This window comes from Streptomyces griseofuscus, from assembly GCF_014673495.1.
In the GTDB taxonomy this organism is placed as follows: domain Bacteria; phylum Actinomycetota; class Actinomycetes; order Streptomycetales; family Streptomycetaceae; genus Streptomyces; species Streptomyces murinus.
In genome coordinates this window covers 6,306,907-6,322,919 of the sequence record NZ_CP051006.1, presented here as the reverse complement: position 1 = coordinate 6,322,919, position 16,013 = coordinate 6,306,907, and the positions used below count along the sequence as shown (strand labels likewise).

Here is a 16,013-nt window from a genome sequence, read left to right as displayed (position 1 = left end):
ATGACGACACCTGTACTCCAAGCCCGTGACGTCACCATGCGGTTCGGCGGTCTGACCGCCGTACGGTCCGTGGACTTCACGGTGAACAGCGGCGAGATCGTCGGCCTGATTGGGCCGAACGGCGCAGGCAAGACCACCTTCTTCAACTGCCTCACCGGCCTGTACGTCCCCACCGAGGGCACCGTCGCCTACCAGGGCAAGGTGCTGCCGCCCAAGCCGCACCTGGTGACGCAGGCGGGCATCGCCCGTACCTTCCAGAACATCCGGCTCTTCGCCAACATGACCGTTCTGGAGAACGTCCTGGTGGGCCGCCACACGCGGACCAAGGAGGGCCTGTGGTCGGCGCTGCTGCGCGGCCCCGGCTTCCGCAAGGCCGAGCGCGAGTCCGAGGCGCGGGCCCTGGAACTCCTGGAGTTCGTCGGCCTGGCCGACAAGCGCGAGCACCTGGCGCGCAATCTGCCCTACGGCGAGCAGCGCAAGCTGGAGATCGCGCGGGCGCTGGCCAGCGAGCCCGGCCTGCTGCTCCTGGACGAGCCGACGGCGGGCATGAACCCGCAGGAGACCCGGACCACCGAGGAACTGGTCTTCGCCATCCGGGACATGGGCATCGCCGTCCTCGTCATCGAGCACGACATGCGGTTCATCTTCAATCTGTGCGACCGCGTCGCCGTGCTCGTACAGGGCGAGAAGCTGATCGAGGGCACCTCCGAGGTCGTCCAGGCCGACGAGCGGGTCATCGCCGCCTACCTGGGCGAGCCCTTCGAGGGCGAGCCGGGCGCGGCGGAAGCCGCGGAGGTCGAGGCGGCGGAGGCCGGAGCGGCCGCGGCGGACACGGCCGGGACGGTGGCCACGGCGAAGGCCGCGGCGACCGCGACCGACACGGCCGACGCGACGCGGGCCGGCACGGCCGAGGGCGAGGGCGAGGCGGCGGAGGCCGGGGCGGCCGACGTCGAGGCGGCTGGTTCCGCCGACAGCACAGAGGGAGAGACCCAGTGACCGCACTGCTGGAGGTCGAGGACCTCAGGGTCGCCTACGGCAAGATCGAGGCCGTCAAGGGCATCTCGTTCAGCGTCGAGGCCGGCCAGGTCGTGACCCTCATCGGCACCAACGGCGCCGGTAAGACGACCACCCTGCGCACCCTGTCCGGGCTGCTCAAGCCGGTCGGCGGCAAGATCCTTTTCGACGGCAAGCCGCTCAGCGGCGTCCCGGCGCACAAGATCGTCGCCCTGGGACTCGCCCACTCCCCCGAGGGCCGGCACATCTTCCCGCGTCTGAGCATCGCGGAGAACCTCCAGCTCGGCGCCTTCCTGCGCAAGGACAAGGACGGCATCGAGCAGGACATCCAGCGCGCCTACGACCTCTTCCCGATCCTGGGAGAGCGGCGCAAGCAGGCCGCGGGCACCCTATCGGGCGGCGAGCAGCAGATGCTGGCCATGGGCAGGGCGCTGATGTCCCGGCCCAAGCTGCTGATGCTGGACGAGCCGTCCATGGGTCTGTCGCCGATCATGATGCAGAAGATCCTGGCGACGATCGCGGAGCTGAAGTCCCAGGGCACCACCATCCTGCTGGTCGAGCAGAACGCCCAGGCGGCGCTCTCGCTCGCCGACCAGGGCCATGTGATGGAGGTGGGCTCGATCGTGCTGTCCGGCAGCGGACAGGACCTGCTGCACGACGAGTCGGTCCGCAAGGCGTATCTGGGCGAGGACTGACACCCTCTCTGGTACGACGATGCCCGCGCCCCCTTTCCGCAGGGGGCGCGGGCATCGTCGTACGCGGGAACGGGCTCAGCCGTTCTTGGCGGCCTTCTTCTCCTCGTTGTCCGTGATCACGGCCTCGGCGACCTGCTGCATCGACATGCGGCGGTCCATGGAGGTCTTCTGGATCCAGCGGAAGGCGGCCGGCTCGGTCAGGCCGTACTCGGTCTGGAGGATGGACTTGGCGCGGTCGACCAGCTTGCGGGTCTCCAGGCGCAGGGTGAGGTCGGCGACCTCCTGCTCCAGCTGCTTCAGCTCGGTGAAGCGGGAGACGGCCATCTCGATCGCCGGCACCACGTCGCTCTTGCTGAACGGCTTGACCAGGTACGCCATCGCGCCGGCGTCCCGGGCACGCTCGACCAGGTCGCGCTGGGAGAAGGCGGTGAGCATCAGGACCGGGGCGATGGACTCCTCGGCGATCTTCTCGGCCGCGGAGATGCCGTCCAGCTTGGGCATCTTCACATCCAGGATGACCAGGTCCGGCCGGTGCTCGCGGGCCAGCTCGATCGCCTGCTCGCCGTCGCCGGCCTCACCGACGACGGTGTACCCCTCCTCCTCCAGCATCTCCTTGAGGTCGAGGCGGATCAGTGCCTCGTCCTCGGCGATGACGACACGGGTCGTCAGCGGAGGCACGTGCGACTTGTCGTCGTCGGGCGCGTCTACGGGCTGGGGCGACTCGGCGGTCACGGGGGCTCCTCGTTCGGTGCAGGGGTACTGCTGACAAGAGCCTACCTAGCTACGGTATGGTGGACGCGCGGAGGGTCGGGGGAAACCTTTGATTCTGCGAGCCCCGGTAGCCCAATTGGCAGCAGGCAACGGATTCAAAACCCGTACAGTGTCGGTTCGAGTCCGACCCGGGGCACTTTTTCCTTGTTTTCCAAGGTCACCGGTTTTCTTGATTCGCAGGTTTGTGCGGGCCCCTTCGACGAAGGGGCCCTTTCTCGTTCCCGGCCGCGTACGCTCCCGGCCGTCGCTCACGCGTCCGGGTCGCCGCTCACGCCTCCGGGTCGTCGTCCTCGCCGATGTGGTGGACGCGGACCATGTTGGTGGAGCCGGAGACCCCGGGCGGGGAGCCGGCCGTGATCACCACGACGTCGCCCTTCTCGCAGCGGCCGTACCGCAGCAGCAGTTCGTCCACCTGCTCGACCATGGCGTCGGTGGAGTCGACATGCGGGCCGAGGAAGGTCTCGGCGCCCCAGGTGAGGCTGAGCTGGGAGCGGGTGGCCGGCTCGGGGGTGAAGGCGAGCAGCGGAATCGGCGGGCGGTAGCGGGAGAGCCGGCGGGCGGTGTCCCCGGACTGGGTGAAGGCCACCAGGAACTTGGCGCCGAGGAAGTCGCCCATCTCGGCGGCCGCGCGGGCGACCGCGCCGCCCTGGGTGCGCGGCTTGTTCCGCTCGGTCAGCGGCGGCAGCCCCTTGGCCAGCATGTCCTCCTCGGCCGCCATGACGATCTTCGCCATGGTGCGCACGGTCTCGACCGGGTACTTGCCGACGCTGGTCTCGCCGGAGAGCATCACCGCGTCCGTGCCGTCGAGGACCGCGTTGGCCACGTCGGAGGCCTCGGCACGGGTGGGCCGGGCGTTGTCGATCATGGAGTCGAGCATCTGGGTGGCGACGATGACCGGCTTGGCGTTGCGCCGGGCGAGCTTGATGGCGCGCTTCTGGACGATCGGCACCTGCTCCAGGGGCATCTCCACCCCGAGGTCGCCGCGCGCGACCATCAGCCCGTCGAAGGCGGCCACGATGTCGTCCAGGTTGGCCACCGCCTGCGGCTTCTCGATCTTGGCGATCACCGGGAGGCGGCGGCCCTCCTCGGCCATGATGCGGTGCACCACCCGGGCGTCGTCGCCGCTGCGCACGAAGGAGAGGGCGATGATGTCGACCCCGATGTGCAGCGCCCAGCGCAGGTCCTCCTCGTCCTTCTCGGACAGGGCGGGCACCGAGACGGCGACGCCGGGCAGATTGAGGCCCTTGTGGTCGGAGACCATGCCGCCCTCGATCACCCGGGTGCGCACCCGGGGGCCGTCGACGGCGGTGACCTCCAGGCAGACCCGGCCGTCGTCCACCAGCACGCGTTCGCCGGGGGTGACGTCCCCGGCGAGCCCCGCGTAAGTGGTGCCGCAGCGGTGGCGATCGCCCTCCACGCCGTCCTCGACGGTGATGGTGAACTCATCGCCGCGTTCAAGGAGTACCGGACCTTCGGCGAAACGGCCGAGGCGGATCTTCGGACCTTGAAGGTCGGCGAGGATTCCGACACTGCGGCCGGTTTCGTCAGCAGCCTTGCGCACGCGCTGGTAACGCTCCTCGTGTTCGGCGCGGGTGCCGTGGCTGAGGTTGAAGCGGGCGACGTCCATTCCGGCCTCGACCAGTGCCTTGATCTGGTCGTACGAGTCGGTGGCGGGCCCCAATGTACAAACGATCTTTGCTCGGCGCATGGTTCGAGCCTAGGGCTTACCCGTCGGTAGAGATTCCGGGCCGCATGACCACTCAACAACCTTTACGTGAAGCCTTATTGACAAGTGTTGAATTGTGCGGCCGGCCGCTCCTATGAGCGAATTCCGCTCACTTCTCTTCGACGAGCGGGGTGAGTCGCTGGGTGGAGTGCCGGGCCTGGGGGACGGTATGCGGTTCGCGCAGTCCGAAGGTGGTGAAGGCCGTACGGGTCGGCAGGGGGTACGGGTCCTTTCCGGTGAGCGAGTTGAGGATGGTGGCGCCGCGCCAGGCGGCGAGGCCCAGGTCGGGGGCGCCGACGCCATGGGTGTGCAGTTCGGCGTTCTGGACGTAGACGGAGCCCGTGACCGAGGGGTCGAGGACCAGGCGGAAGTCCGCGTCGATGCGCGGCCGTTCGCCGGCGTCCCGGCGCATATAGGGGTCGAGCCCGGCGAGCAGACGGTCGAGGGGCCGCTGCTGGTAGCCGGTGGCGAGGACGACCGCGTCGGTGGCGAGCCGGGAGCGGCTGCTCTCGTCCAGGTGCTCCAGATGGAGCTCGATCTTGTTGCTGGCGATCCGGCCCGCGGTGCGCACCCGCACGCCCGGGGTGAGGACGGCGTCGGGCCAGCCGCCGTTCACGGTGCGCCGGTACAGCTCGTCGTGGATGGCGGCGAGGGTGCCGGCGTCGACGGCCTTGTGCAGCTGCCACTGGGCGCCGACCAGCCGGTCGCGGACGGGTTCGGCGAGGGCGTGGAAGTAGCGCGTGTAGTCGGGGGTGAAGTGCTCCAGGCCGAGCTTGGAGTACTCCATCGGGGAGAACGCGGGGCTGCGGCCGATCCAGTGCAGCCGCTCCTCGCCGGCCGGGCGGCGGCGCAGCAGGTCGAGGAAGATCTCGGCGCCGGACTGCCCGGAGCCCACCACGGTGATGTGCCCGGCGGCCAGCAGTTCCTCGCGGTGGTCGAGGTAGTCGGCGGCGTGTACGACGGGCAGACCCTCGGCGTCCACCATGGGCTTGAGCGGGGCCGGCACATGGGGGACGGTGCCGACGCCGACGACCAGGTTGCGGGTGTAGGCGCGGCCCAGGGCGTCGGCCTCTCCTTCGGCGTCGAGCTGGGTGAAGTCGACCTCGAACAGGGCGCGTTCGGAACTCCAGCGGACGGCGTCGACCTGGTGGCCGAAGCGCAGTCCGGGAAGGTTCCGGGCGGCCCAGCGGCAGTAGGCGTCGTACTCCGCGCGTTCGATGTGGAAGCGCTCGGCGAAGTAGAAGGGGAACAGTCGTTCGCGGGTTCTGAGGTAGTTGAGGAAGCTCCAGGGGCTGGTGGGGTCGGCGAGGCTCACCAGGTCGGCGAGGAAGGGCACCTGGATGGTGGAGCCCTCGATGAGCAGGCCGGGGTGCCAGCTGAAGCCGGGCCGCTGTTCGTAGAAGACGGCGTCCAGTTCGGGCAGCGGCTGGGCGAGGGCGGCGAGGGAGAGGTTGCAGGGGCCGATGCCGATGCCGACCAGGTCGCGGGGGGCGTCCGGGTCGCGGCGCGGCAGCAGGGTGGGGCGGGAGGCCGTCTGGGGAACCGGGTGGGGGGTCATCTGGGGGTGCTTCCTTCGACGAGTTTCAACAGGTGGGCCAGGTCGTCCGGCCGGGTGCGGGGGTTGAGGAGGGTGGCCTTCAGCCAGAGGCGGCCGTCGAGCCGGGCGCGGCCGAGGACGGCCCGGCCCTCGTGCAGCAGTTCACGGCGGGCGTCGGCCACGGCGGCGTCGGTGGCCTCGGCGGGGCGGAACAGGACCGTGCTGATGACGGGGGTGTCGTACAGCTCGAAGCCGGGGTGTGCCTCGATGAGCGCGGCGAACTCGCGGGCCAGGTCGCAGACCTGGTCGACCAGGGCGCCGAGGCCGCGGCGGCCGAGGGTCCGCAGGGTGACCGCGGCCTTGAGGATGTCGGGGCGGCGGGTGGTGCGCAGGGAGCGGCCGAGCAGGTCGGGGTGGCCGGCCTCGGTGTCGTCGTCCGCGTTCAGATAGTCGGCCCGGTGGTGGAGTACGGCGAGTTCGGCCGGGTCGGCGACGGCGAGCAGGCCGGCGGCGACCGGTTGCCAGCCGAGTTTGTGCAGGTCGAGGGTGACGGTGTGAGCGGCGTCGAGTCCGGCGAGTCTGGCACGGTGCCGGTCGCTGAAGAGCAGTCCGCCCCCGTAGGCGGCGTCGATGTGCAGCCGGGCGCCGTGGGCCGCACACAGGGCGGCGATCTCGGGCAGCGGGTCGATGAGGCCGGCGTCGGTGGTGCCGGCGGTGGCGGCGACCAGCAGGGGGCCGGGGAGCGCGGTGAGGGCGGCGTCGAGGGCGGCCGGGTCGAGGGTGCCGCCGGGGGCCGGGACGAGCACCGGGTCGGGCAGTCCGAGCAGCCAGGCGGCGCGGGCCAGCGAGTGGTGGGCGGCGGCGCCGCAGACGAGCTGGACGCTGCCGTGGCCGGCCTCGCGGGCGAGCAGCAGGGCGAGTTGGTTGGACTCGGTGCCGCCGGTGGTGACCAGGGCGTCGGCCAGTCCGGCCTCCCGTGCGAGGGCCTGGGTGACGACGGCTTCCAGGGCGGTGGCGCCGGGGGCCTGGTCCCAGGAGTCGAGGGAGGGGTTGAGGGCGCTGACCGCGAGGTCGGCGGCGGTGGCCACGGCGAGCGGCGGGCAGTGCAGATGGCCGGCGCACAGCGGGTCGGCGGGGTCGGCGGCACCCTCGGCGAGGAGCCGTACGAGAGCGCGCAGGCCGTCCGGGTCGCCCTCGTCCGGCAGTACGTCCCCGAGGGCGTCGGCGACCCGCCGGGCGGTGGCCTCGGGTCCGCCCGCGGGGAGGGGGCCGCCGCGCGCCTTCCGGCCTTCCGCCAGCGCGTCCAGCACCGTGTCCAGGAGCGGGCGGAGGGCGTCCGGGCCGTACGGGCCCGAGGCGAGGGGCTGGGTGGGCATGGGCTGGCCTCCGCTCTCGGGGCTGCTCGGGGGCGCGCCGCGTGGGCTCCGGGTGGTACGGGAAGAGGGGCGGGTGTCCCGTATGTCCAACGAGCCGAACCCGCACGTGGGTACTGCCGTACGGGGAAAACTTGTCGGAGCGGGGGGATCCGCCACTACCGTCGTCCGGATGGTGGAGACGTGGATGCTCGAAGTGCCCGGCGAGAGAGTGCTGGTGCGGGAACTCGCCCCGGCGGACGAGGCACCGCTGGTCCGGCTGTTCGAGGAGTGCGAGGACTGGTTCCTGGCGGCCACCGGGCTGCCGTCGGCGCCGGGCGATGTGCAGAGCCTGTACTACGGCCTGCCCGAGGGCGCGCGCCCCGAGGACAAGGTGCTGCTGGTGCTGGAGCGGGACGGGGTGGTCGCGGGCGTCGTGGACGCGGTGCGCGACCACCCCGAGCCGGGCGCGGTGGCCGTCGGCCTGTTCCTGCTGGCCCCCTGGTGCCGGGGCCGCGGCCTCGGCCGCCGGCTGGCCCGCTCCCTGCTGGCGCGGGCCGGGGATCCGCCCCTGGTGACGGCGACGGTCCCGGCCGGCTGGCGCGCCGGGGAACGCTTCCTGGAGCGGCTCGGCTTCGGCCTGGACCCGGAGTCCGGGCCGAGCGGCGCCAACCGCAGGCCGGGGCCGCGGGAGAGGGCGGTGCGGCGGGCGGTGCTGCGCCGGGGCGGGGGTTTGTGAGCCGCGGCGTCGGTAAGGCCGCCCGGCGGTCTCGGGCGCCGCTGAGCACCAGGCGCCGCGATGTACCTTCTAGGCCGCGGAATCGGCGCCGAAGTCCGCCGCGTGGTCCCGCGCCCAGCGGGCGAAGGTGCGGGCCGGGGTGCCCGTGATCCGCTCGACCGTGTCGGTGATCTCCGGGGTTACGCCGATGGTGGCCTCGAAGGTCTTGAGAAGGCGGTCGAGCATGTGCGCGTCCAGGTAGGGGAACAGCTCGGGTCCGGCCGCGGCGGGGTCGATCTCGACGAAGGTCAGCTCCCTGCCGACGGCCGCGCCGATCGCCGCGACCTGGTCGGCGTTGGTGGCCGCCGCCGGTCCGGTCAGGCGGTGTACGGCGCCCTCATGGCCGTCGTCCAGGAGCACGCGCTCGGCGACGGCGGCGATGTCGTCCTCGTGGATCGGCGCGGCGACCGCGTCCGCGTAGACGCCCCGGACGGTGTTCCCGGCGCGGATCTGGGACGCCCACTGGAGGGCGTTGGTGGCGAACCCGTTGGGCCGCAGGAACGTCCACTCCAGGCCGCTGTCGCGGATCAGCCGCTCGGCGTTGGCGTGCAGGACATGGATGGGGTGGGTCTCGTCGGCGCCCTCCCGGACGATGCCGCTGGAGAGCAGGACGGCGTGGCGGACCCCGGCCGCGCGGGCCGCCGCCAGCAGGGGCTCGGTGACGGCCTGCGCGTAGAGGAAGACCCCGCTCACCCCGTCGAACAGGGCGGCGGGCTCCTCGGGCCTGAACTCCACCACCTCGGCCCGCTCGGGCAGCGCGGCCCGCTTCGGGTCGCGGGTCAGCGCGCGTACCGGGCGGCCCGCGGCGAGGAGTCGGTCCACCAGGGCGCGGCCCACGTTTCCGGTCGCGCCGGTCACTGCGATCACGATGGTTGCCTCCCGGCTCGGTCGATCATGTCGATCCCCCCGAGCCTAGGAGGGCGGTCCGGGCACCGCATCGGCGTCAAGGACCAGCGGCGCCTAGGGTCTTTCGTTTGGCTCAGGCCGGATCAGGGAGCGGGGTCTGGTGCCGTGCGTCGCAAGGCGGAGGAGGGCGACATGGCGGAGCCATGGCAACCGACGACAACGCCGCGAGGCGCGGTGCCAGGGCCCGCGAGCCCGGCCTGATCCAAACGAGAGGCCCTGGTCCGTCGGACCTACTGCCGTGCCTCCCCCTCGCGGGCCCGCAGGGCGCGGCCCAGGTCGTCCAGGCGGTCGGCCAGGGCGCGGCGCAGGGACGGGGTGAGGTCGTCGCGGTCCAGGCATGCCTCGCCCAGGCGCACATGCTCGGCGTCGACGGCGTGGGCCGGGAAGCACCAGCGGCCGACGGAGGCGGCGATGGCGGGGCCGCGGCGGGCGGCGAGGGGCACCGACTCCTCGTAGAAGCGCGGCACGTACTCCCGCACCAGGTCGGCCTGTTCGGGCTGCCAGAAGCCGTGGGCCGTGGCCGTGAACAGGTAGTTGGACAGGTCGTCGCCCTCGAACATCGCGGCCCAGGCGGCGCGCTTGGCCGCCACGTCGGGCAGGGCGGCGCGGCAGCGGGCGGCGCCCTCCTGGCTGGTGGCGCTCGGGTCGCGGGCCAGTTCGGCGGCGATGGCGGCCTCGTCGGTGGCGCCGAGCACGGCGAGCCGGGCCAGGATGCGCCAGCGCAGGTCGGGGTCGAGCTCGGGTCCGCCGGGCACGGTGCCGTCGGCCAGCCAGGCGGCGATGGTGTCCGGGTGGGCGGCCACGTTGATCAGGTGGCGGACGGCGATCAGCCGCAGACCGGGGTGGTCGCCGTCCTCGGTGCGGCGCAGCAGGTCGCGGCAGAGGGCGGTGAGGGTGGCGAGCGCGGCCGGGCGCTCCTCGGCCGGCAGGTACTGGTCGGCGATCTGGCCGCTCGCGAAGACGAGCACGCCCTGCACGATGGCGAGGTCGGTCTCGCGCGGCAGATGGGCGCGGGCGATCTCCAGGTAGGCGCCGGGCGCGAGTTCGCCGTCGCGCACCGCGTCCCGCAGGGAGTTCCAGACGATCGCGCGGGTGAGCGGGTCGGGCAGCCCGGACAGGCTGCTGCGGACCGATGCGAAGGACTCGGCGTCGAAGCGGACCTTGGCGTAGGTGAGATCGCCGTCGTTCAGCAGGAGCAGCGCGGGGCGCTTGCCGATGGGGCGCGGGGCGTCCTGGGGGACGTCGAGTTCGAGGCGCTCGCGCAGGACCAGCCGGCCCTCGTCGGCGACGTCGTGGTCGTACAGACCGGCGACGATGCGGTGCGGGCGGCTGCCCTTGTGGTCGACGGTCAGCGTGCGGGCGCCGTCGGCGGTCTCGATCACGGGTGTGAGGGTGTCGACGCCGGTGGTGCGCAGCCAGCTGTCGGCCCAGGCGCGCACATCGCGTTCGGTGACGGAGGCGAGGGAGTCGAGGAAGTCGGCGAGGGTCGCGTTGCCGAACCTGTGCCGGGCGAAGTGGGTGTTGATGCCCGCCAGGAAGTCTTTCTCGCCCAGCCAGGCGGCGAGTTGGCGCAGCGCGGAGGCGCCCTTGGCGTACGAGATGCCGTCGAAGTTGAGCAGGGCGGTGGCGGCGTCGTCCACCCCCTCGGGAGCGACCGGGTGGGTGGTGGGGCGCTGGTCCGCCTCGTAGCCCCACGCCTTGCGGGTGACGCCGAACTCGGTCCAGGGGTCGCTGAAGCGGGTGGCCTCGGCGGTGGTCTGGTAGCCCATGTACTCGGCGAAGGACTCGTTCAGCCAGATGTCGTCCCACCACTTGAGGGTGACCAGGTCGCCGAACCACATGTGGGCCATCTCGTGCGAGATGACCATGGCGCGCAGCTGGCGCTCGGTGTCGGTGACGGCGGAGCGGTAGACGAACTCGTCGCGGAAGGTGACCAGGCCCGGGTTCTCCATGGCGCCCGCGTTGAACTCGGGCACGAACGCCTGGTCGTAGGAGTCGAAGGGGTACGGCTCCTCGAACTTCTCGTGGTAGCGGTCGTAGCACGCGCGCGTGACCTCGAAGATCTCCTCGGTGTCGACATCGAGGTAGGGCGCGAGCGAGCGGCGGCAGTGGATGCCGAAGGGCAGCCCGCGGTGCTCGGTGCGCACCGAGTGCCAGGGGCCGGCGGCGACGGCGACCAGGTAGGTGGAGATCGGCGGGGTGGGCGCGGCCCGCCAGATGCCGTCGGCGCCGCGTTCGGTGATGCCGTTGGCGAGCACGGTCCATTCGTCGGGTGCCTTGACCGAAACCTCGAAGACGGCCTTCAGGTCGGGCTGGTCGAAGGCGGGGAAGACGCGCTGGACGTCGTCCATGGCCAGCTGCGTGTACAGGTAGGTCTCGCCGTCGACCGGGTCGGTGAAGCGGTGCATGCCCTCGCCGGTGCGCGAGTAGCGCATGGACGCCTCGGCGCGCAGCTCGTGCTCGCCCGCGGTGAGGTTCTTCAGCGGCAGCCGGTCCTCGTGCAGCGAATCCGGGTCCAGGGGCTGTCCGTCGAGGGTGACGGAGCGCAGCTCGGCGGGCTTCACCTCGAGGAACGTGTCCCCGTCGGACCGCGTGGTGAACCGGATCACGGTACGGGAGTCGAAGGTCTCGTCCCCGGTGGTGAGGTCCAGTTCGACCGTGTAGCGGTGGACGTCGAGGAGCTGAGCTCGGAGCTGCGCTTCATCGCGCGTGAGTGCGGACATACACGCCATGCTGCCTGATGGGACTGACAGCGCACAGAGGAGGAGCGTTACACGGTTATTATCCGACCCGCCCCTTTCCTTCCCCTTGTTCGGAAATCGGTGCCGGGTATCCGGGTTCCGGATTCAGCTCCCGTTGGTGTCCTCGGCGATGCGTTCGTGGTGCCTGATCACTTCGGCGATGATGAACGTCAGAAACTTCTCGGCGAACGCGGGATCGAGCTTGGCGTTCTCGGCGAGCCGGCGCAGCCGGTCGATCTGGCGGGCCTCACGGGCCGGGTCGGCGGGCGGCAGCTGGTGCACGGCCTTGAGCCGGCCGACCTGCTGGGTGGCCTTGAAGCGTTCCGCGAGCATATGGACGACGGCCGCGTCGATGTTGTCGATGCTGTCGCGCAGCCGCTCCAGTTCCTGGCGGACCGCGGGGTCCACGTCACCCGTACCCGTGTTGCTGGTGGTCATGGTCGCCAACCCTATGTGGTCGGCGGGGTGGGACTCATACGGTGTCCGATGGATGGATCACCGGACGGATCGATGGACGGACGTATGGGCGGGCCAGTGGGCCGGCCCATGGGTGGGCCTATGGGCGGATCGATGGTCGGGGCTTCGGGGGAAGACCGGGGTCGGGGTCGATGTTCAGGGGAAATCCAGGGTCGATCATCGGGGGATCGTCCGGGTCCGGGACCCGGTCGCTCCAGCCGCCCGGGACGCTGCGGCCCTGCTGGGCGCGGAAACGGACCGGGGCGAGGCCGACGCGCCGGGTGAACAGGCGGGAGAAGTAGGCGGGATCGTCGTAGCCGACGCGGCGGGCGACGGCGGCGACGGGCAGTTCGGTGGCGGCGAGGAGTTCCTTGGCGCGGCCGAGCCGGATGCCGAGCAGATAGTCCTTGGGGGTGCAGCCTGCCGCCCGGCGGACCGCGCCACGCAGTTCGGCGGTGGTCATGCCGTGCCGGGCGGCGTGGTCGGCGACGCTGAGCGGGGCGCAGGCGTCCCGGGCGAGGGCTTCGAGCACCTGGTCGCCGTCGGGGGCGAGGTCGGCGCGGGCACGGCGCAGAGCGACCAGGAGCTCGTGCACGGCGGCGCCGGTCTCCACCTCCAGGAGGGGGTTGCCGCGGCGGGCGGCGCGGGCGATGCGGGCGACCACCGCGCGCGGTCCCGCGGCGTCGGAGAGGGCCACCACGGGCCGCTCGGGCTCGATGTAGCCCAGTTCCGCGTAGGTGGCGGTGGCGGGCCCGGCGAAGTCCACGAAGCCCTCGTCCCAGCCGGTGTCCGGATCGGGTGCGTAGTGGTGGGGCACGCCTGGGGTGAGCCAGAGCAGCACGGGCGCGGTGACGGTCGTACGGCGGCCGTCCGCGCCCGCGTACCAGCCGCCGCCGGAGCTGATCACGACGGCCACATGGTGGTCCAGGGTGCGCGGGCCGACGGTGGGCAGCGCGCCGTGCTGGAGTCCGACCCCGAGGCAGACCAGACCCAGGCGGTGGTGGGCGGGGCCGGGGCTGAAGAACCGCATCCAGGTCTGGTACATCGCTGCTCCTCCCGGCGTCGGCGGTGGTCGCTTTTTGTCCAAGTGGTGCCGATCTTCGTCCATGGCGCCGGGCACCGGAAGGGGTGAGCCTTGGCGGTATGAGCGAGTTCAGCGTGGGCGAGAGGGACTTCCTGCTGGACGGGCGGCCGGTGCGGCTGCTGTCCGGCGCGCTGCACTACTTCCGGGTGCACGAGGAGCAGTGGGGGCACCGGCTGGCGATGCTGCGGGCGATGGGTCTCAACTGCGTGGAGACGTACGTGCCGTGGAATCTGCACCAGCCCGCCCCGGGGCGCCACCGGGACGTGGCGGCGGTCGGCCGGTTCCTGGACGCGGCACGCGCGGCGGGCCTGTGGGCGATCGTGCGGCCCGGTCCCTACATCTGCGCCGAGTGGGAGAACGGCGGTCTGCCGGCCTGGCTGACGGCACAACCGGGCGGGCGGATGCGCACCCGGGACGAGCGGTACATGCGCCATGTCCGCGCCTGGTTCGGCCGGCTGCTGCCCGAGATCGTGTCCCGGCAGGCCGACCGCGGCGGCCCGGTGGTCCTGGTCCAGGTGGAGAACGAGTACGGCAGCTACGGCTCCGACGCGGGCTATCTCGCCGAACTGGCCGCCCTGTTGCGCGCCGAGGGTGTCACCGTGCCGCTGTTCACCTCCGACGGCCCCGAGGACCACATGCTGACCGGCGGATCGGTGCCCGGGGTGCTCGCCACGGCGAACTTCGGCTCCCGCGCGCGCGAGTCCTTCGCCGCGCTGCGCCGCCATCGCCCCGAGGGCCCGCTGATGTGCATGGAGTTCTGGTGCGGCTGGTTCGACCACTGGTCCGGCACGCCCGCCGTCCGTGATCCCGGGGAGGCCGCGGAGGCGCTGCGGGAGATTCTGGAGTGCGGTGCCTCGGTGAACCTCTACATGGCGCACGGCGGTACGAGCTTCGGCGGCTGGGCGGGCGCGAACCGGGGCGGCGAGCTGCACGAGGGCGAGCTCCAGCCGGATGTGACGTCGTACGACTACGACGCCCCGGTGGACGAATACGGCCGCCCCACGGAGAAGTTCCGGCGCTTTCGAGAGGTACTGGCGCGCCACCAGGAGGGCTCGTTGCCGGAACTCCCGCCGGAACCCGCCCGCTTGGCCTCCCTCACCGAGGTTTCGCTCGCCGAATGGGCTCCTATGGGCGCCGTGCTGGCCGTCCTGGGCGGCGAGGAGACGACACGCCCCCAGGCGCCCACGTTCGAGGAGCTGGGCATCACACGGGGCCTGGTGCGTTACGAGGTGGACGTGCCCGGACCGCGCGAGCCGTACCCGCTGTCCGTACGGGGGCTGCGGGATCTGGCCGTGGTGTACGTCGACGGGGTGCGGGCCGGGGTGCTCACCGAGGCGGAACCGCGGCTCAAGGAGCCCGTCGCGGGTCCGGCGCGGGTGGAGCTGTGGGTGGAGTCCCTCGGCCGGGTGAACTACGGGCCGCTCCTGGGCGAGGCGAAGGGGATCACCGGGGGTGTGCTGCACGAGCGGCAGTACCTGCACGGGGTGCGGGCCCGGGGACTGGACCTGGACGCGTTCGAGGACGGCGTGTCGGCGGTGCCGTTCACCGCGCCGCCCTCGGCGGGGGCGCCCGGGCTGTACCGGGGCACGGCCACCGTCCTCGGGGCGGCCGGGGACGCGCGCCTGGAACTGCCCGGCCTGACGCGCGGATTCGTGTGGGTCAACGGCTTCTGCCTGGGCCGCTACTGGTCGGTGGGGCCCCAGCGGTCGCTGTACGTACCCGGGCCGGTGCTGCGTGAGGGGGAGAACGAGGTGTGGGTGCTGGAGCTGGAGGGGGCGGAGGGGGATGGGGCGGTGCCGACGCCGGTACCGCGGTTGCTGCCCGTGTGAGGGGGCGGTGCGGCACCTACCCTGGAAGAGCGGTCGTCGGGGACCGGCGCGGGCTGTTCGGGGTTTGGGGGTGCCGACATGGCGAACGGCGGACCGGTGGAGCACGGGTTCCCGCATCTGGAGACGGTACGGGCGGCGATCACCGCGCTGTACCGGCGGCTGTCGCCGACGACCGTACAGACCTTCGCGACCAGTGTGGCCCCCGCGGACGTGGCGTTCTGCGACACCGACGACCTGCATCTGGGGGCGCAGCGGGTGGCCCGGGAGATGGTGCGGCACTTCCGGTTGCCGGACGCGCGGCTGATCGTCGGCTTCCGGGAGATGACCCATGCCGCGAACGTCGAACTGACGGCGGGGCCCGAGTACTTCGTGGAGCTGAACGACCGCTTCCGCACCCACCGCGAGGACATCGGCGCGGCGCTCGCGCACGAGGTGGCGCACGTCTATCTGCACCGCCTGGACCTCGCCTTCCCCACGACGGCGGAGAACGAGATCCTCACGGACACGGTGACGACGTACCTGGGCGCGGGCTGGCTGCTGCTGGACGCCTACCGGGAGGACTCGCTCTCCTCGCAGAAGCTGGGCTATCTCACCCCGGAGGAGTTCGGGTACGTGCTGGCCAAGCGGGCCCTGCTCTTCGACGAGGACCCCTCGATCCGGTTCACCAGCCCGCAGGCGTACACCGCGTACACGAAGGGGCTGGCGCGCGCCCGCCACGACAGCCGGCAGCCCCCGCTGACCGGCGCCGGCTGGACGGGCCGCCGCCGCTACGCCCACGACCGCCGCCACGCGGCGCCGGCTCCCCCGGGCGCCCCCTACTCCTTCGGCTCCGATCCCTCCGGCGGCCTCCACGTCACCTTCCCCTGCCCGACCTGCCATCAACGGATCAGGGTTCCGGTAAGGGGGCGCGTGCGGGCGCGGTGCGGGTTGTGTGGGGTGGTGCTGGAGTGCGATACGTAAGCGGGGGCGCGGCCGACGGGGCAGGCCGGCAGGGGGTTGCGCGGTTGTCCCGTGGTCTGACCGGGGGCCTGGGGCCTGGGATCCGTGGACTGGGATCAGTTGGCTGCAAAGCTGGGGCCTGGGCTCTGCGATCTGGGGACTGGGATCGTTGGGCTGCGGCGCGG

13 protein-coding genes and 1 tRNA gene are annotated in these 16,013 nt (G+C 72.1%); 6 read left to right on the top strand and 8 right to left on the bottom strand.

Translation table 11 applies throughout. From position 1 onward, the window contains the following. Complete coding sequence (locus HEP81_RS28735) at nucleotides 1-996, top strand: ABC transporter ATP-binding protein (protein ID WP_078967219.1); 996 nt, start codon at nucleotides 1-3, stop codon at nucleotides 994-996. Continuing rightward, nucleotides 993-1,709 carry an ABC transporter ATP-binding protein gene (locus HEP81_RS28730; protein ID WP_037653223.1) on the top strand — a complete coding sequence of 239 codons (717 nt, stop codon included), beginning with the start codon at nucleotides 993-995 and terminating at the stop codon, nucleotides 1,707-1,709. Before HEP81_RS28735 ends, HEP81_RS28730 begins: the two co-directional genes overlap by 4 nt. A gap of 75 nt (nucleotides 1,710-1,784) precedes the next feature. Here HEP81_RS28730 and HEP81_RS28725 read toward each other — a convergent pair whose 3' ends face one another. Further along, a complete protein-coding gene (locus HEP81_RS28725; RefSeq protein WP_037653222.1) occupies nucleotides 1,785-2,441 on the bottom strand; it encodes an ANTAR domain-containing response regulator in 657 nt (218 codons plus the stop codon). Nucleotides 2,442-2,541: 100 nt separating this feature from the next. Between HEP81_RS28725 and HEP81_RS28720 the strand changes: the two genes are divergently transcribed. Further along, nucleotides 2,542-2,616 (top strand) — tRNA-Leu (locus HEP81_RS28720). A gap of 132 nt (nucleotides 2,617-2,748) precedes the next feature. Here HEP81_RS28720 and pyk read toward each other — a convergent pair. The 3 genes from pyk to HEP81_RS28705 form a co-directional block, all read right to left on the bottom strand. Next, entirely contained in the window at nucleotides 2,749-4,188 is a 1,440-nt protein-coding gene (pyk, locus tag HEP81_RS28715; RefSeq protein ID WP_037653221.1) for a pyruvate kinase, read from the bottom strand. Nucleotides 4,189-4,315: 127 nt separating this feature from the next. Continuing rightward, nucleotides 4,316-5,764, bottom strand: coding sequence for a lysine N(6)-hydroxylase/L-ornithine N(5)-oxygenase family protein (locus tag HEP81_RS28710; protein WP_051849982.1), 1,449 nt, complete (start codon nucleotides 5,762-5,764; stop codon nucleotides 4,316-4,318). Beyond that, nucleotides 5,761-7,119 carry a pyridoxal phosphate-dependent decarboxylase family protein gene (locus HEP81_RS28705; protein ID WP_037653220.1) on the bottom strand — a complete coding sequence of 453 codons (1,359 nt, stop codon included), beginning with the start codon at nucleotides 7,117-7,119 and terminating at the stop codon, nucleotides 5,761-5,763. The genes HEP81_RS28710 and HEP81_RS28705 overlap by 4 nt, the downstream gene beginning before the upstream one ends. Before the next feature lie 169 nt (nucleotides 7,120-7,288). Between HEP81_RS28705 and HEP81_RS28700 the strand changes: the two genes are divergently transcribed. Beyond that, complete coding sequence (locus tag HEP81_RS28700; RefSeq protein WP_093893039.1) at nucleotides 7,289-7,834, top strand: GNAT family N-acetyltransferase; 546 nt, start codon at nucleotides 7,289-7,291, stop codon at nucleotides 7,832-7,834. Nucleotides 7,835-7,903: 69 nt separating this feature from the next. Here the strand turns inward: HEP81_RS28700 and HEP81_RS28695 are convergent, their stop codons facing one another. The 4 genes from HEP81_RS28695 to HEP81_RS28680 all read right to left on the bottom strand — a co-directional run bounded on the left by HEP81_RS28695 (nucleotide 7,904) and on the right by HEP81_RS28680 (nucleotide 13,021). Next, a complete protein-coding gene (locus HEP81_RS28695; RefSeq protein ID WP_037653218.1) occupies nucleotides 7,904-8,740 on the bottom strand; it encodes an SDR family oxidoreductase in 837 nt (278 codons plus the stop codon). Between the two features lie 269 nt (nucleotides 8,741-9,009). Then, nucleotides 9,010-11,502, bottom strand: a complete 2,493-nt coding sequence (gene pepN, locus HEP81_RS28690; RefSeq protein WP_190276043.1) for an aminopeptidase N — start codon at nucleotides 11,500-11,502, stop codon at nucleotides 9,010-9,012. A gap of 123 nt (nucleotides 11,503-11,625) precedes the next feature. Continuing rightward, complete coding sequence (locus HEP81_RS28685) at nucleotides 11,626-11,958, bottom strand: chorismate mutase (RefSeq protein ID WP_037653217.1); 333 nt, start codon at nucleotides 11,956-11,958, stop codon at nucleotides 11,626-11,628. A 118-nt stretch (nucleotides 11,959-12,076) separates the two neighbouring features. Continuing rightward, nucleotides 12,077-13,021 (bottom strand): helix-turn-helix domain-containing protein, encoded by a 945-nt coding sequence (locus HEP81_RS28680; protein WP_051849981.1) that lies wholly within the window; start codon nucleotides 13,019-13,021, stop codon nucleotides 12,077-12,079. 98 nt (nucleotides 13,022-13,119) lie between these two features. Here HEP81_RS28680 and HEP81_RS28675 point away from each other — a divergent pair, with 98 nt between their 5' ends. Next, complete coding sequence (locus tag HEP81_RS28675; protein WP_037653216.1) at nucleotides 13,120-14,889, top strand: glycoside hydrolase family 35 protein; 1,770 nt, start codon at nucleotides 13,120-13,122, stop codon at nucleotides 14,887-14,889. A gap of 78 nt (nucleotides 14,890-14,967) precedes the next feature. Beyond that, on the top strand, nucleotides 14,968-15,849 hold the full coding sequence (locus HEP81_RS28670; RefSeq protein ID WP_037653214.1) for a hypothetical protein: 882 nt from the start codon (nucleotides 14,968-14,970) through the stop codon (nucleotides 15,847-15,849). Nucleotides 15,850-16,013 lie beyond the last annotated feature (164 nt).

Bases quoted from the DNA above. Each gene is read 5' to 3' on its own strand.
- HEP81_RS28700 (WP_093893039.1), top strand. From the start codon at position 7,289: ATGGTGGAGACGTGGATGCTCGAAGTGCCCGGCGAGAGAGTGCTGGTG.
- HEP81_RS28710 (WP_051849982.1), bottom strand. From the start codon at position 5,764: ATGACCCCCCACCCGGTTCCCCAGACGGCCTCCCGCCCCACCCTGCTG.
- HEP81_RS28705 (WP_037653220.1), bottom strand. From the start codon at position 7,119: ATGCCCACCCAGCCCCTCGCCTCGGGCCCGTACGGCCCGGACGCCCTC.
- HEP81_RS28675 (WP_037653216.1), top strand. From the start codon at position 13,120: ATGAGCGAGTTCAGCGTGGGCGAGAGGGACTTCCTGCTGGACGGGCGG.
- HEP81_RS28685 (WP_037653217.1), bottom strand. From the start codon at position 11,958: ATGACCACCAGCAACACGGGTACGGGTGACGTGGACCCCGCGGTCCGC.
- pepN (WP_190276043.1), bottom strand. From the start codon at position 11,502: ATGTCCGCACTCACGCGCGATGAAGCGCAGCTCCGAGCTCAGCTCCTC.
- HEP81_RS28735 (WP_078967219.1), top strand. From the start codon at position 1: ATGACGACACCTGTACTCCAAGCCCGTGACGTCACCATGCGGTTCGGC.
- pyk (WP_037653221.1), bottom strand. From the start codon at position 4,188: ATGCGCCGAGCAAAGATCGTTTGTACATTGGGGCCCGCCACCGACTCG.
- HEP81_RS28680 (WP_051849981.1), bottom strand. From the start codon at position 13,021: ATGTACCAGACCTGGATGCGGTTCTTCAGCCCCGGCCCCGCCCACCAC.
- HEP81_RS28670 (WP_037653214.1), top strand. From the start codon at position 14,968: ATGGCGAACGGCGGACCGGTGGAGCACGGGTTCCCGCATCTGGAGACG.